Source organism: Cohnella baijiui (genome assembly GCF_020731285.1).
In the GTDB taxonomy this organism is placed as follows: Bacteria; Bacillota; Bacilli; order Paenibacillales; family Paenibacillaceae; genus Cohnella.
The window spans coordinates 201,404-215,426 of sequence record NZ_JAJFOW010000001.1 but is presented as its reverse complement, the minus strand read 5'-3'; the positions used below and the strand labels follow the sequence as shown (position 1 = coordinate 215,426).

11 protein-coding genes are annotated in these 14,023 nt (G+C 59.3%); 7 read left to right on the top strand and 4 right to left on the bottom strand.

Annotated elements, in window-relative coordinates; translation table 11 throughout:
- Positions 1-5 precede the first annotated feature (5 nt).
- Positions 6-1,088: a substrate-binding domain-containing protein gene (locus tag LKX83_RS00960; RefSeq protein WP_227879988.1), complete on the bottom strand. Its 1,083-nt coding sequence runs from the start codon at positions 1,086-1,088 to the stop codon at positions 6-8.
- A 323-nt stretch (positions 1,089-1,411) separates the two neighbouring features.
- Between LKX83_RS00960 and LKX83_RS00955 the strand changes: the two genes are divergently transcribed.
- The 5 genes from LKX83_RS00955 (at position 1,412) to LKX83_RS00935 (ending at position 8,620) form a co-directional block, all read left to right on the top strand.
- Positions 1,412-3,037: a DUF4185 domain-containing protein gene (locus LKX83_RS00955; RefSeq protein ID WP_227879987.1), complete on the top strand. Its 1,626-nt coding sequence runs from the start codon at positions 1,412-1,414 to the stop codon at positions 3,035-3,037.
- 147 nt (positions 3,038-3,184) lie between these two features.
- Positions 3,185-4,039: an ABC transporter permease gene (locus LKX83_RS00950; RefSeq protein ID WP_227879986.1), complete on the top strand. Its 855-nt coding sequence runs from the start codon at positions 3,185-3,187 to the stop codon at positions 4,037-4,039.
- A gap of 76 nt (positions 4,040-4,115) precedes the next feature.
- Complete coding sequence (locus tag LKX83_RS00945; RefSeq protein WP_227880350.1) at positions 4,116-4,958, top strand: carbohydrate ABC transporter permease; 843 nt, start codon at positions 4,116-4,118, stop codon at positions 4,956-4,958.
- A 53-nt stretch (positions 4,959-5,011) separates the two neighbouring features.
- Positions 5,012-6,652 (top strand): extracellular solute-binding protein, encoded by a 1,641-nt coding sequence (locus tag LKX83_RS00940; protein WP_227879985.1) that lies wholly within the window; start codon positions 5,012-5,014, stop codon positions 6,650-6,652.
- A 138-nt stretch (positions 6,653-6,790) separates the two neighbouring features.
- Complete coding sequence (locus tag LKX83_RS00935) at positions 6,791-8,620, top strand: ABC transporter substrate-binding protein (protein WP_227879982.1); 1,830 nt, start codon at positions 6,791-6,793, stop codon at positions 8,618-8,620.
- A 93-nt stretch (positions 8,621-8,713) separates the two neighbouring features.
- Here the strand turns inward: LKX83_RS00935 and LKX83_RS00930 are convergent, their stop codons facing one another.
- Positions 8,714-9,058, bottom strand: coding sequence for a winged helix-turn-helix transcriptional regulator (locus tag LKX83_RS00930; protein WP_227880346.1), 345 nt, complete (start codon positions 9,056-9,058; stop codon positions 8,714-8,716).
- A 138-nt stretch (positions 9,059-9,196) separates the two neighbouring features.
- Positions 9,197-11,173: a beta-galactosidase trimerization domain-containing protein gene (locus LKX83_RS00925; RefSeq protein WP_227879980.1), complete on the bottom strand. Its 1,977-nt coding sequence runs from the start codon at positions 11,171-11,173 to the stop codon at positions 9,197-9,199.
- Between the two features lie 183 nt (positions 11,174-11,356).
- On the opposite strand from LKX83_RS00925, the gene LKX83_RS00920 reads away from it, so the two are divergent.
- Entirely contained in the window at positions 11,357-12,226 is an 870-nt protein-coding gene (locus tag LKX83_RS00920; RefSeq protein ID WP_227879978.1) for a helix-turn-helix transcriptional regulator, read from the top strand.
- Between the two features lie 97 nt (positions 12,227-12,323).
- Here LKX83_RS00920 and LKX83_RS00915 read toward each other — a convergent pair whose 3' ends face one another.
- A complete protein-coding gene (locus tag LKX83_RS00915; protein WP_227879976.1) occupies positions 12,324-12,908 on the bottom strand; it encodes an ATP-dependent Clp protease proteolytic subunit in 585 nt (194 codons plus the stop codon).
- A 168-nt stretch (positions 12,909-13,076) separates the two neighbouring features.
- Between LKX83_RS00915 and LKX83_RS00910 the strand changes: the two genes are divergently transcribed.
- A complete protein-coding gene (locus LKX83_RS00910) occupies positions 13,077-13,847 on the top strand; it encodes an RNA polymerase sigma factor (RefSeq protein WP_227879975.1) in 771 nt (256 codons plus the stop codon).
- The last annotated feature ends 176 nt before the right edge of the window (positions 13,848-14,023 follow it).

The following is a 14,023-nucleotide window of genomic DNA, read 5'->3' as shown; positions in this document are numbered from 1 at the left end:
CGCTCTCATTCGGAAGGCGGCGAGACCGTATCGCGAATGACCAGATCGGTCGGCAGCAGCACTTTCTTGTAGCCGTGCGACGTGGCGTCGCGCATCTCGAACAGCAGCTTGGCCGCTTCGTAGCCGAGCATGTCGAAATGCTGCTTGACGGTGCTAAGCGGAACTTTGGCGAATTTTACGCCTTCGAAATCGTCAAAGCCCATCAGCGAAAATTGTCCGGGAATCCGGATGCCCTCGGCCGTCAGCTTTTCCAGCGCTTCGATCGCCCGTTTGTCGTTCGCGCAGAACATCGCGGTGATTTCACCGCGGCGGATTTGGCCGGCAAGCTTCGGGTAATCCAGATCCCGTCCCAGATAGAGCCATTCGTTGTCGACGGCGGCCGAGGCATGGGACATCGCGCTTCGGTAGCCTTGGTAGCGGTCGCTCTCGGAGCTGAAATGAAAATCGTACGCCGCGAATCCGATGCGGCGATGCCCTTGCCCGATCATGTATTCGACGGCTTCGTACGCGCCGTCGTGGTTGTTGCAGGCGACGCAGCTTACGGGATAGCCGGAAGGGAATCGGTCGAGCATGACGAACGGAATCGATGTTTTGCGGATGTCGTCCAGATAGCTTCTGGCCGCTTCGGGATCGGAGGAATAGACAAGCAGTCCCCGGATTTCCGATTGAATGAGCTGCAGCACGAGTTCGCGCTCCTGCTCGAAGTTGTTCTCCACGAATTCGATCATCAGCTTGCAATCGTTTTGGCTGAGGAACGATTGAACGCCTTTCATGATTCGCATATAGGAGCTGTCGTGCAGATCCAGACCGGAGATGATGAAGGCGACCAGGTTGGACGTCGTTTTGACTGCTGTCGGATGCTGGTTAGCCACGAAACTGCCTTTCCCCCTGACGCGATAAATCACGCCTTCGTTGACGAGATCCGTCAGCGCCTTCCGCACGGTAATCGAACTGACGTCCAGCATTTTCGCGAATTCCGACTCGCTCGGGATTCGATCGTCCTGCGAGATTTCGTTTTTTTCGATTTGCGACAGCACGTAATCCTTCACCAATTGGTATTTGGGCGAAGCCGTCGGTTTCTTGTCCACTTCGTTCACCTCAAGCGAGTCGTTTTATTTTTCATTATAACGAATTGCATTGTGTTCGTATACGAAGTTGTTGGGAGTCGACATGGGATTAAGGACCGGACTGACGTGCTTCATCCACACGATCGGGATTGAAATGTCTCCGATTTGGAGTTTTGCGTCGCAAATTCGTACCTAAAATGAACATGAAAGGGTTTGCAAAACCATTCTACACGTATTATGATGAAACCGGACCTAGTATGTTTTATTCGACTAGTTAGTATGATAACTTCTCGTCCGTTTCAGCAAGTAGGCGAAGCAAGCATTCGATCAGGGGAGGGATTTTGGTGAATCGGAAAACTTGGAAGAAGGCAGGCGTCTGGACTTGCGCGTTGCTGATGATCGCGATGGCACTGGGCGCGTCGCTGGCGGCTGCGGCCGATGGCGAAGAAGCGGCGAAACCGGGAAGCGCGGCGCCCCACAAGAAGCAAGGACCTTTTTCGATCCGAGTCGTGGATGCCGAAACGGGACGAGGCATTCCGGCCGTCGAGCTGAAGACGACGAACAGCATGTTGCTCTACACGGATAGCGCGGGCTACGCAGCCTTTGACGAGCCGGGCTTGATGAATCAGAAGGTCTTTTTCCATCTTTCGAGCGACGGTTACGACGTTCCGGCGGACTTCTTCGGCAACCGCGGCCAGGCGGTCGAAGTGACGCCCGGCGGAACCGTGACGCTGAAGATGAACCGAATCAACATCGCCCAGCGGCTGTACCGAATTACAGGGCAAGGCATCTACCGGGACAGCGTTCTTCTCGGCTGGAAGCCGCCGATCGCAGAACCGCTGCTGAACGGGCAGGTCATGGGACAGGATTCGGTGCAAGCGATCGAATACCGCAATCGTCTGTATTGGTTCTGGGGAGACACGGATCGTCCGAGTTATCCGCTCGGCAATTTCCGGGTGACGGGCGCCACGTCGAAGCTGCCCGGGAAAGGCGGTCTCGATCCCGATGTCGGCGTCGACCTGACGTATTTTACGAATGACGAAGGGTTCGTCAAGAGCCTGGTGCCGCCGCTGCCCGACGGAGCGGGGATCGCTTGGGTGTTCGGCCTGATGACGGCCAAGGACGCCGCCGGGAAAGCGCGTCTGCTGGCCGGCTACAGCACGCACAATCCGGAGCTGACTGCCTTCGGCGTTCTCGTCTTCAACGATGAGAAGAACGAATTCGAACCGCTCGTCCAGTTCCCGTCCAAGGACGATTGGCGCCATCCCGGCGGCCAGGCGAGCTATTACGAAGAGAACGGAAAAGGCTACTGGGTATTCACCGAACATCGGATGCCGAATTTGCGGGTGCCGTCCGCCTTCGAAGCCATCCGGGACTATACGCAGTACGAAGCCTTCACATGCTTGACACCGGGAACGACCTACGACGGGGCGAACACATCGCTCGAACGCGATGCCCAGGGCAACCTGGTGTGGGGCTGGAAACGCAACACGCCTCCCCTTCGGCAGGACCAGGAAAAAGAGTTAATCGGTCTCGGGCTGATCAAGCCCGGCGACCCGCATTACTTCCAGTTGAAGGATGCGGACACCGGAGCGGAGGTTCAGATCGCCTCCAGCTCCGTCGAATGGAACGCGTACCGACAACGATTCGTGATGATCGGGCAGCAGGTGGGCGGCCAAAGCTCGGGGCTCGGCGAGATCTGGTACGCGGAAGCGCCGGCGCCGCAAGGCCCGTGGACGACCGCCAAGAAGATCGTTACGCACGACAATTACACGTTCTACAATGTCGCCCACCACCCCTTCTTCGATAAGGACGGCGGCCGCGTCCTTTATTTCGAAGGGACGTATACGAACACGTTTACGAGCCATGTTCCAACGCCTCGGTACAACTACAATCAGCTGATGTACAAACTCGACTTGGCTGATCCGAAGCTGGGGCTGCCGCCGGCGCCTGCGGCGGCGAATCCGTAACGCGCCTTGCCGCAAGTCTTTCCGCCGCGCGCCCGCGGCGGAAAGGCGGCATTTGGCTGCAGCGCAATGGAAAGGGTGTTATTTTTGGAGACAACGTACAGAAAAAGACTGTTACCGAGACTTTGGAAGCAGCGATATCTTTATCTCATGGTGCTGCCGGGTTTTCTGACCGTACTGATCTTTAACTACTTTCCAATGTACGGAATCACGATCGCCTTCAAAGACTTCAACGCTTCCAAGGGAATCATCGGGAGCCCGTGGATCGGATTCAAATACTTCACGACGTTTTTCCACGATCCCATGGCGTTCCGGGTGTTGAAAAACACGTTGCTGCTGGGCGTGTATACGTTGATCTGGTCCTTTCCGGCCCCCATCATACTGGCTCTATTGCTGAACGAGTTAAGGAACAAGCGTTTTAAAAAGATCGTCCAGACAGTGTCTTATTTTCCGCACTTTATCTCGGTCGTCATCGTGGCGGGGCTGTTGAAGGATTTCTTGGCCAGAGACGGGATGGTCAATCGCATCGTGGAGCATTTCGGCGGCAGTCCGATCATGTTCCTCCTCGAGCCGGATTATTTCCGGACGATCTTCATCTCTTCGGGCATCTGGCAAGGGGTTGGATTCGGCTCGATCATCTACCTTGCCGCGCTAAGCGGGATCGATCCGACTCTGTACGACGTCGCGGAAGTGGACGGGGCTAGCCGTTGGAAAAAGATGCTGCACATCACCTGGCCGTCGATCCGACCGACGACCGTCATCCTACTCATCTTCTCCTTGGGCGGCATCCTCGGCACGGATTTCCAAAAAATCATTTTGCTCTATTCGCCGGAAACGTATGGCGTCGCGGACGTCATCGGTTCCTATGTGTACCGGCAGGGAATATTGGGCGCGAAATACGAATACACGACGGCGATCGGCCTGTTCATGTCGGTCATCTCGTTCACCATTCTTTATATTTCCAACTGGTTCAGCCGCAAGGTTTCCGAAACGAGCTTGTTCTAGGGGGGCGAAGAGATTGAGCTGGAAGGGAAGAGAAAGCGCGGGCTCCCGCCTATTCGACGCGATCAACATCTTCGTCATGATCGTCATTCTCGTCGTGGTACTATACCCGATCTTGAACATCATCGCCACGTCCATGAGCGGTTCCCGCTTCATCTCCTCGGGGAGCGTCACCGTTTGGCCGCAGGGCTTTACCTTGCAAGCTTATCGGGACGTCTTTCAAGATCCGTTTATTTACAAAGGGTACTTGAATTCCATTCTGTATGCCGTCGGCTCCACCGGCATCATGCTGATCTTTACGTCCTTGATGGCGTATCCGCTGACCATGCCGGGGTTTATCGGCAAAAAGTTTTTTACGGTGTTTCTCATGATTACGATGTTTTTCGGCGGCGGGCTCATCCCGACTTATTTGCTGATGCGCAGCTTGCACCTGCTGGATACGGTCTGGGTGATGATCCTTCCAGGCGCGGTCGGAGCTTATAACGTGTTCCTGTTCCGAACCTTCTTCTCCAACATTCCGGCCGAGCTGAAAGAATCCGCGCTCATCGACGGAGCTAACGACGTCGTGGTGCTGTTCAAAATCATTTTGCCCTTATCGAAAGCGCTGCTCGCGACCTTCGCTTTGTTCGGTCTGGTCGGGAGCTGGAACAGTTGGTTCGAAGCCTTGATCTACTTGAGAGACCAGGATAAGTACCCGCTGCAGATGATTCTCCGAAACTATTTGTTCGCCATGGACACGAAGGCGATTCAAGGCAGGGTCGGAGCGGGAAACGTGGCGATCAACGGCCCGGGAACGGCGCTGGATCCGAAGGCCATCCGAATGAGCGTCATCATCATCACGATGTTTCCGATTATGGCGATCTATCCTTTTTTCCAAAAGCACTTTACGAAAGGCGTATTCGTAGGAGCCATTAAAGGCTGACGGATCGGGTTTGGACGAACGAATCGACCGATGATATCCGGGAGGGAAAATCCATGAAGAACAAAGCGAAGATCGCGAGCCTCGCCGCCGCCTCGTTGCTGGCCTTGGCCGTGTCAGGCTGCCAATCGTCGGATCAAGACGCCGACGGCAGCGCATCTCCGGCAGGCGAAAGCGGAGGGACGATCAGCTTTTCGGTCACGCTGCCATCCGGCGGCGTAGACGACGTGAACAGCATGGTCGGCAAAGAATGGCTGAAACAAATGGAAGCCAAGATGGGCAAGAAGATCGACATCAAATACAATTACATTCCTTCCTCCGAGTACGACGAAAAGGTAAAGCTGATGATCGCGAGCGACGATTTGACCGACCTCTTCGTCACTCCCTTGTTTTACGATACGACCGACATGGCCAAGCAGGGCCAGATTCTGGAACTGAGCCAGTACGAGAAAGACATGCCGAACTACATGAACTATTTGAGTCAGGTGAAAAACGGATTGGCGCGCGTCACGAACGCCGACGGCAAGATGTATTATTTCAAAGAAACGTCGAGACCCCGGTTTCCCGCCGACAGCGGAATGCTGGTCCAGAATACGTCCTCGTACCGCTACGATCTGTTCAAAGCCAACAACATGGACATTCCGCAAACGCTCGACCAATTTTACGAGGCGGCCAAAAAGCTGAAGCAGCTGTACCCGAACAAGTATCCCGTCAACACGAGATGGAACGATCTGCGTTCCTTATTCTCGGCGAGTCATATCCGGGCCGATATTTTCTGGGACGGAAGCAAGTACGTGTACGGCGTGCTTGGCGACGGCTACAAAGACGCGCTGCAATTCGCGAACAAGCTCTACTCGGAGAAGCTGCTGGATCCCGAATATACGATCGATACGGACGACACGCTCAAGAAAAAAGCGTTAAACGGCGACAACTTCATGTGGATGGCCGATTGGTTCACGCTTCCGGGCGATTATACGAGAACCGCCGACGACGGCAAAATTTTCGCCATTTCGCTGTATCCGAGCAATCCGAAATACGGGACGGCATGGCAGGAGGTGGCGAACGTCAACACGCCGGACTTGGGCTGGGCCACGTTCTGCATTAGCGCCAAAGCGAAACATCCGGAAGAGCTCATCCGGTTCATCGACGCGCAATATGCGGACGACATCACCCGACTGACGTCTTGGGGCATCGAAGGAACGACTTACCAGATCGGCACGGACGGCAACCCGACCTTCGTGGATTCGATCAAAAACGCGAAGGATCCGTGGGTGGAAGGGGACAATTACGGGATGCGGGCCAGCAAAAAGCATAATCCCGGCCTGCAGATGTCGATCGATTCCAGGGCGTTCGTAGACTTTGCCCCGAACGACTACACCGTGTTCGACGGCAAATACGAAGAGGTGCCCATCGAGAAGTCGCCGTTTATCCGGAGCTTGCCCATGCCCCGCAACGATTACATTCCAACTTGGTTCGAGGAGCCGGCGATCCAATTTACGCCGGACGAAAGCCAGCAAATTTCGGAGATTTTGAACCCGGTCAAAACGTTCGTGACCGAAGAGCAGGCCAAATTCGTTTCCGGCAAGAAAAGCTTCGACGATTGGTCCAAGTTTATCGACAAGGTCCAAAAAACGGGCGACATCGAAAAGGTGCTGAAGATCTACAACGAAGCTGCGCAAAGAGTTCTGTCCAAGTAAAAGGAAGCCGGACGGCGCCGCGCCTTTTGACGCCATGCCAGGGATCCGGTATACTTGCGAAAAAGGAGAAGATAGGGCGAAAAGAGGTCGACTCTTTTTCGCCTTTTCTCGTCCCGACGGAAAGGGGTGGCGCATCGGATGGATGCGGAAACCTACTATTATGATTTGCGTCGTCGCTTTCCCTCCGTGACCGAGGGAGCGGCGTTTTCGGTGTCGATGGACGCGTTGACGGAGACGTTCGGATGCACGCGGCGCAACGCGCAGCTGATCGTGCGCAAGCTGGCGGAAGGCGGGTATATCGACTGGACGCCGGGGCGGGGAAGGGGACACCCGTCCCGGCTGACCTTTGTCCGCGCCGTCGGTCCGATGGCGTTGCGGAAGGCGCAGTCGCTCGTAGGGCAGGGAAAGCTGAGCGAAGCCCGGACGTTCGTCGCGTCGTTTAGGGACGGGCGGCTGACTCGCTCCTTTGGCGATTGGACGACGGAACAGCTCGGCCTTCGCCGGGAAGCCGATGCGGTCGACGTGCTGCGGTTTCCCTTCTACCGCCCGGTTCCCGAACTGGACCCGGCACGCGTCAATCGCCGGACCGAGGCGCACTGGATTCGGCAATTCTTCGATACGCTGGTCGAGTACGAAGCGGAGGACGGCCTAATCGTGCCCCGGCTCGCTCTCGACTGGGAGAGCAACGCGGACCGGAGGGTTTGGCACCTTCATTTGCGCAAGGGCGTGCGGTTTCACCACGACAGGGAACTGAACGCGGAAGACGTGGCGTTCACGTTTCGGCGTTTGGCGGCGAAGGCGCCCGCGGATTGGCAGCTCCGGATGCTGAAGGAGGTTCGCATCACCGGACCTTACAGCGTCTTGGTCCGATTCGGTCGTCCGAACGCGCTGTTCCTGCTTACGCTCTGCACCGAGCGATACGCGATCGTGCCCGGAGATCTGGATGAAGGAACCGGGGATGTGTCGTTTGCGAGACTGCCGATCGGGACCGGTCCGTTCCGCATCGTCCGCAACGACGACTCGATGCTCGTCGCGGAAGCGAACGAGCGCTATTACCGGGGCCGCCCCCAGCTGGACCGGATCGAGATGTGGGTATGGCCGAACTACGAAGGAATCGAGGACCGTCCGATGAATGCGGGGGACACTCAGCTGCTCTATTCCGAAGCGGCCCGGGTTCGGGAAGGAGGCGAAAGGCTCGCTGCGATCCGCCAGACGGAGCAAGGCAGCACTTATTTGCTCGTCAATCGCCGCAAAAAGGGCCCTTTGGCGGATGCGCGCTTCCGCTCGGCGCTGCGACTCGGGCTGGACCGCCAACGCCTCGTCGCGGAGCTGGGCGGCATCCGCGAGCGGCCCGCTTCGAGCTTCCAGCCGGAGCGTTATGAGCCGGAATACGGCGACGCCTGCGATCCGACGAAGGCCGAAGCGATGGTTCGCGACTCCGGCTACCGCGGGGAGAAACTCGTCTTGTACACCTACGAAATGCCGAGCAACGAACAAAACGCCGCATGGATCCGAAACGCGTACGGTGCGATCGGCATCGACGTCGAAGTCGTCGTCGTGCCCATCCAGCGGCTGTCGGATCCGAAATTGGCGGGCCTGGCGGATCTCGTGCTGGCGGGGGAAGTGCTGAGCGAGCAGCCCGATCTGACGCTGCTCGAGCTGTACACGTCGGAGGAGAGCTATGTTCGGAGACTGCTGTCCGACTCGGAGCGGGCCGACATCGACGGGCAGGTGGAAGCGCTGATCCGAGAAGAACATCCCGCAGATCGGATGCGGCTGCTTGCGGAGACGGAGCGGCGGCTTCGGGAGGACGACAGCCTGATTTTCCTGTACCACAGTCTTCAGATCGTCCAGGTGCCGGAAGGGAAAGAGGCGCTGCGCGGCATCTCGCTCAACGCATGGGGCAAAGTGCGCTACAAGGACGTATGGGTAAAACGAGGGGCGATGCCGGAGGATGGAGGTGCATAGCGGCAGTATTGCCCCCCGAAATTAAAGGCCATTCTCAGGTCGTGTTCAACGACTCGGGAATGGCCTTTAATGACTTCTATGACGGCAAAGACGCTACGCCTCGAGACCGTACGCCGGCTTCGCCCACCGCTGCGCCCAGTCTTCCAGCTCCTTCAGCACCCGGCCGAAGTCGCGGCCCTTCTCGGTCAGCGAATATTCGACCGTCACCGGCACGGTGGGGAATACTTCCCGCTGCACGACGCCGGTCTTTTCCAGATGACGGAGCGTGTCCGTCAGCGACTGCGTCTTGATGACGGCGGCGTTGCGCTGCAACTGGTTGAAGCGCTGCGGACCTTTTATCAATTCGGCGATGACAAGAAACGACCATTTGGATCCAAGGATCGTCAGCACGTCGCAGATCGGCGGCTGCTGTTCATCGGGCGTCTGTTCGTTCGGCAAGCTCACTTCGCACCCTCTCCTTTGCGGCATGGGTCCCGCCGCCGCGATCGGCCGGCAACGGATGTTCCTCCTATTATACGGCTTCGCGCGCGCATTGACCAGCATGCCACCGGGGAAGGCCGAACGATCGGGAGGGGTTTAAGCGAAGGCGAGCACAACCATCTGGTGGCAGAGTACCTCCGGCACCGTATACCGAACCGTGCCGTCCGCTTGGTCGTAGGCCAGCGGACGACCGCCGGGCTCCAGCGTCACGGAGGAAACCGCGGACGGGACGCGCAGCGATACCGTGACGTCCCGGATCGGCACCAGGTCCTCGATGACCTCGATCCCGTTCCCGCGCCGAACGGGCGACGCGTAGAGCAGATGGTTCACCCAGCGCCTCTCCGCCGGCTGCTTTTGCACCGTCACGATGCCTTGCGCGGGCAAGTTCGTCTCCAGCGTCTTGTCCGGCAGCAGGCGATTCAGGGCGTAGAGAACGGTTTCGCGCAGGACGAGGCTACCCATTTCCGCGTACTCGGAGAACACCTGCCAAGCGATGTAGATGCCGTCCGCCCCTTCGGTCATGGCCGGACCCGACGGAAGCTGCGAGCCGGGGGTATGCTGGTGGGAACAGAAGGAGAAAGCGTCCCGGTTGAAATACGGGTGCTCCCGCTCGCCTAGCACGACGCCGCCTTCGACCGCCGCGATCTCCCGGCCTTCCGAGTACATGACATACGACGCGGAAGGCAGGCCGGCGATCGGGAAATCCGGCCGGAAGTAATCCGGACGGTATGGTGCCTTCCCGACGCTGCGCGCGCCCAGGTTCAAGGCGAAATCTTCGCCGTCCGCCCGCAAGCCGGAGGAGCCGGTCGCGAGGACTCGGCCGCCGCCGGACAGGAAATCCCGCAGCTTGGCGCCGAGCCGTTCGTCGATCGCGTAGCGATCCGGCAGAATGAGCACCTTGTACTTGCCGAAGTCTGCCTCCAGGTCGATGACATCGAACAGCAGCTTGCCTTCGAGCAGCATCCGCACCGCGCCGGCGTCGGGATCGCCGGTCGGCTCTCCGCGCGAATCCGGGCTGCCGCCGCTATAAGCTTCCACGCTGAGCAGCGCGACGTCCGCTACGGCTTCGACGCCGACGCACCAAGGCTCCTTGGCTTCGACTTCGGCGAAGGCGGCGCCGATCAGCGCGTAGGTCGCTTCGTCCATCCGGCCTTCGGGATGAAGCTGGTCGCCGACCGAGATGCGCGCGCCGTTCGCCAAGCTGAGCGCCGTCTCGTAACGCAGCGCGTTCGGATGCTTGTATCCGCCGAACTCGCCCCAGGACGTGTGGAATTTGCCGGTCATGCCGAGGAAATCCATGCCCAGCGTCTGGACGTACCGCGCCGACAGCGGGAAGTGATCGTAGCCCCAGCCGCCGGTGGGCAACGATTCGAGCTCCAGGTGCGTGTTGAAGCCCGCCAGATCCCGCCGGCCGCGCCGGATATGGCCGCCGTTGTGGAAGACGGGCAGTCCGGGCTTGATCCGATGGACGGATTCGTTCGTCCGCGCGGCATACGTCGCGTACGTCCGTTCGGCGAGCGCGCGGACCGCCGCCGGGTCTCGGGGATCGCCTCCCGCGTCCCGGATCGAGGCGATGCAGGCGTGGCAGTAGCAATCCGCGACGCCGACGATATCGAGGAAGATGCCGTCCGCGTCGTAGCGGGAGACGACCTCTTCGATCTGAGCGCACAGGATGTCGAGATACGGCGTGTTCATGCAGAAACGGTGATAGCCGGGCGACAGGAAGTCCGCCGCCCAGGTCGTCGATTCGTCCGGACGGCGGAGCAGCCACTCGGGGTGAGTCCGGGCAAGCTTTTCGTCGAGTCCCGCGGACAAATAAACCGGCGTCTTGACGCCGATCTCGTGCGCGGCTTCGATCTGTGCGCCGAGCAAGTCGAAGTCGAGCTCCGGATGGATTTCGTTCGCCTCGGACGGATGGTACGCCCAGCCGTGGTGGCATTTGGAGAACACGGTGATCGAGTCGACGTGGCCTACGCGCAGCATGTCTTGGAATTGCGCCTTGCTGAAGCGACTGCCGATGCCGGGAATGCGTTCCGAAGTATGGAAGTCGAGATGGACTTGGCGAAACCGCATGGATGCGCCTCCTTGAGCGGGATTAGGATTCGATTCCTACTGTAAGGGAAGTCGCGGCGGACAGCTAGGCACATTCTCGACTAGATATAGCACATTATCGACCTCGTCATAGCAGGAAACGCAAACGAAGCGGCGAACTATTGAGGGGACATCGTACGAAATCGACCGCGGGAGGAACTGCCTATGCAAAGTCTGGAGCTGGCTATCCCACCGCTACCCCAGCTGATCACGGTCGGAAGCGGCAGTTGGACCCCGGGGACGCAGCACTTCCTGCGCTGCTTCGACGTCTACGACCTCATTTACGTTCGCAGCGGGGAGTTCAACATGACCGAAGGGGATACCGTCTACGAGCTCGGCGAGCACGAGCTGCTCCTGCTGCAGCCGGGGCTCGTCCACTTCGGACACCGGCCGGTCGAGCGCGCGTCGGAAATTTATTGGTGCCACTTCATCCATCCGCATCCGCCCCGACTCGTGGAAGACGGACAGATCTCCTGGTCCGGGCTGCTCGAGCGGAGCAGCGACGCCGATCTTACGCCGGGAGAGCAGTACATGTATTTGCCGAAGCGGGCGATCGTCGAGCCGCACCGGCTCGTGCCGGTGATGGACGAGATGATCCGGCTTCATCGCTCGCTGACGCTCGGAAATGCGCTCCAGCTCCAAGTCGTCGCCGGGGAGATGTACGCGAAGCTGCAGGAAGTCGTCCGCGGGGCGGCCCAAACGCGCACCTTCGAGATCAGCGAGCGGGTGGTCGCTTACCTCCATGCGCATATGGAAGAACCGTTCCGCGCGGAAGCGATGGAGCAGTCGCTGCTTTTTCAGTTCGATTACCTGGCGCGCTGCTTGAAGCTCCATACGGGTCTCAGTCCGGTGCAGTACCTTCACCGCCTCCAGATCGACCGGGCCAAGACGCTGCTCCGGCATTCGGATCTGCCGCTGCAGCTCATCGGCGAACAGGTCGGACAGCCGAACGTCAATTACTTCATTCGGCTGTTCCGCAGGCTGGCCGGCATGCCGCCGGGCGCATACCGGCAGCTGCGCCACGACCGCGCGTGACCGGTCGGCATGCCGCGGTTCCGAAAGACAAACGGCGGAACCGCTGCGCTGTAGAAGCGCGCGGGTCCGCCGTTTGCAATGAGGGGGACGGCTGCGGTCAGAGAGACGTGATGACCTTGTCGACGATGCCGTATTCGACGGCTTCTAACCCGGACATGAAGTAGTCGCGGTCCATGTCCCGCTCCACGCGCTCGAGAGGCTGGCCCGTGCGTTCGGCGGTAATGCGGTTGAGCCGCGACCGGATGTCGAGGATGCGCTTGGCGCTGATCGCGATGTCGCTCGCCTGGCCTTGGGCGCCGCCGTGCGGCTGGTGGATCATGATTTCGCTGTTCGGCAGGGCGAATCGCTTGCCCGGCTCGCCCGCCAGCAGCAGGATCGCGGCGAACGAGGCGGCCATGCCGGTGCAGATGGTGGAGACCGGCGGTTTTACGAAATGCATCGTGTCGTAAATCGCGAAACCGGCGCTCGTTTCCCCGCCCGGGCTGTTGATGTACATCGAGATTTCCTTCTCGGGGTCTTCCGCCGCCAAAAACAGCAGCTGGGCGATGATGCTGTTGGCGACCTGCGTATCGATCGCCGAGCCCAAAAAGACGATGCGATCCTTGAGCAATCGGGAATAGATGTCGTAAGAGCGCTCGCCGAGGCGCGTTTGTTCGACGACGTAAGGGACGTATCCGCTCATGTTCGTTTCCTCCCATCGGGGTGTGGTGGCTTTCCCCTTGTAAACGAACGAAGCTCGGCGTAAGATACGTGAATAAGAAGTTGTAGGAAACCCGTATCTTTTCGGGCCGTTCGTTCGTTTCCCTCATAAGGACCGCTATAGACATAACCTTGAAAGGAGAATGCGGACATGAGCAAATCGTTGGCAGCCGATCACTTGCCGATTGAATTGTCGAAAGCCGCCCCGGGCCCGGACGATCTGGAAGCGCTGCAAGCCGTCGTCCGGCGATACTGCTTGTCGCTGACGGGCTCCTCCTGGGATGGCGAGGATCTCGCCCAGGAAACTTGGCTGAAGGCGCTCGGGACGCGCCAGCTGCGGCACCACCCCCGGCCGGAGGCGCTCTTGCTCCGAATCGCCCGACATACATGGATCGATCATGCCCGCCGAAAAGCGACGCTCGCCCGCATTCTGGACGGCGAAGGGCGCGGAGAGATCGCTCATCTCGACGAAAACGGGCTGGCGCTCGAACACGCGCTCCATGCGATGACGGCGCGGCTGTCGCCGCTGCAGCGGACGGTGTTGCTGCTGCGGGAAGTGTTCGACTATACGATTCTGGAGACGGCGGATCTGCTGAACATGACGGAGGGGGCGGTCAAAGCCGCCCTCCATCGCGCGCGGCGCGCGCTGGAATCAATGCGGGAAGAGCTCGCCGAGGATGAGCTTCCGCTGCCCGCGGACGAAGGGCTGAAAGCTCTCTTGCGCGCGATGGCGGCGGCGTTCCGCTCCGGCGACGTGGCGGCGCTCGTCTCGCTGGCGCAGCAGGATGTCGTGGCGCCCGCAGTCGCGATCGGCATCGTCCGGCAGCGGATGCAAAGCCGGGAGAAGCCGACCGCGAAACGTCGCGGTACGCCGACGGCGACTCGCGGCGGAACGCAGCCGGTCATGCGGCTGGCAGCCTAAGGGCTCCAAGCGGAACGAGGAAAAAGGATGGCTTGCAGGATGGGTTGCAGGATGGCTTGCTCGCAGAGCGGCCATCCTTTTTTTATTCGACATTCCACTTGGCTTGTAACGGATCGAGGAGACGCATTCATTCCAGATGCCCGGATAACTCCAATATGGTCCTAAATAAGAGCGTG

What these genes read in the sequence shown, in the direction of transcription:
- LKX83_RS00950 (WP_227879986.1), top strand. Translation starts at nt 3,185, where the DNA reads ATGGTGCTGCCGGGTTTTCTGACCGTACTGATCTTTAACTACTTTCCA.
- LKX83_RS00915 (WP_227879976.1), bottom strand. Translation starts at nt 12,908, where the DNA reads ATGAGCGGATACGTCCCTTACGTCGTCGAACAAACGCGCCTCGGCGAG.
- LKX83_RS00940 (WP_227879985.1), top strand. Translation starts at nt 5,012, where the DNA reads ATGAAGAACAAAGCGAAGATCGCGAGCCTCGCCGCCGCCTCGTTGCTG.
- LKX83_RS00920 (WP_227879978.1), top strand. Translation starts at nt 11,357, where the DNA reads ATGCAAAGTCTGGAGCTGGCTATCCCACCGCTACCCCAGCTGATCACG.
- LKX83_RS00910 (WP_227879975.1), top strand. Translation starts at nt 13,077, where the DNA reads ATGAGCAAATCGTTGGCAGCCGATCACTTGCCGATTGAATTGTCGAAA.
- LKX83_RS00935 (WP_227879982.1), top strand. Translation starts at nt 6,791, where the DNA reads ATGGATGCGGAAACCTACTATTATGATTTGCGTCGTCGCTTTCCCTCC.
- LKX83_RS00925 (WP_227879980.1), bottom strand. Translation starts at nt 11,173, where the DNA reads ATGCGGTTTCGCCAAGTCCATCTCGACTTCCATACTTCGGAACGCATT.
- LKX83_RS00945 (WP_227880350.1), top strand. Translation starts at nt 4,116, where the DNA reads ATGATCGTCATTCTCGTCGTGGTACTATACCCGATCTTGAACATCATC.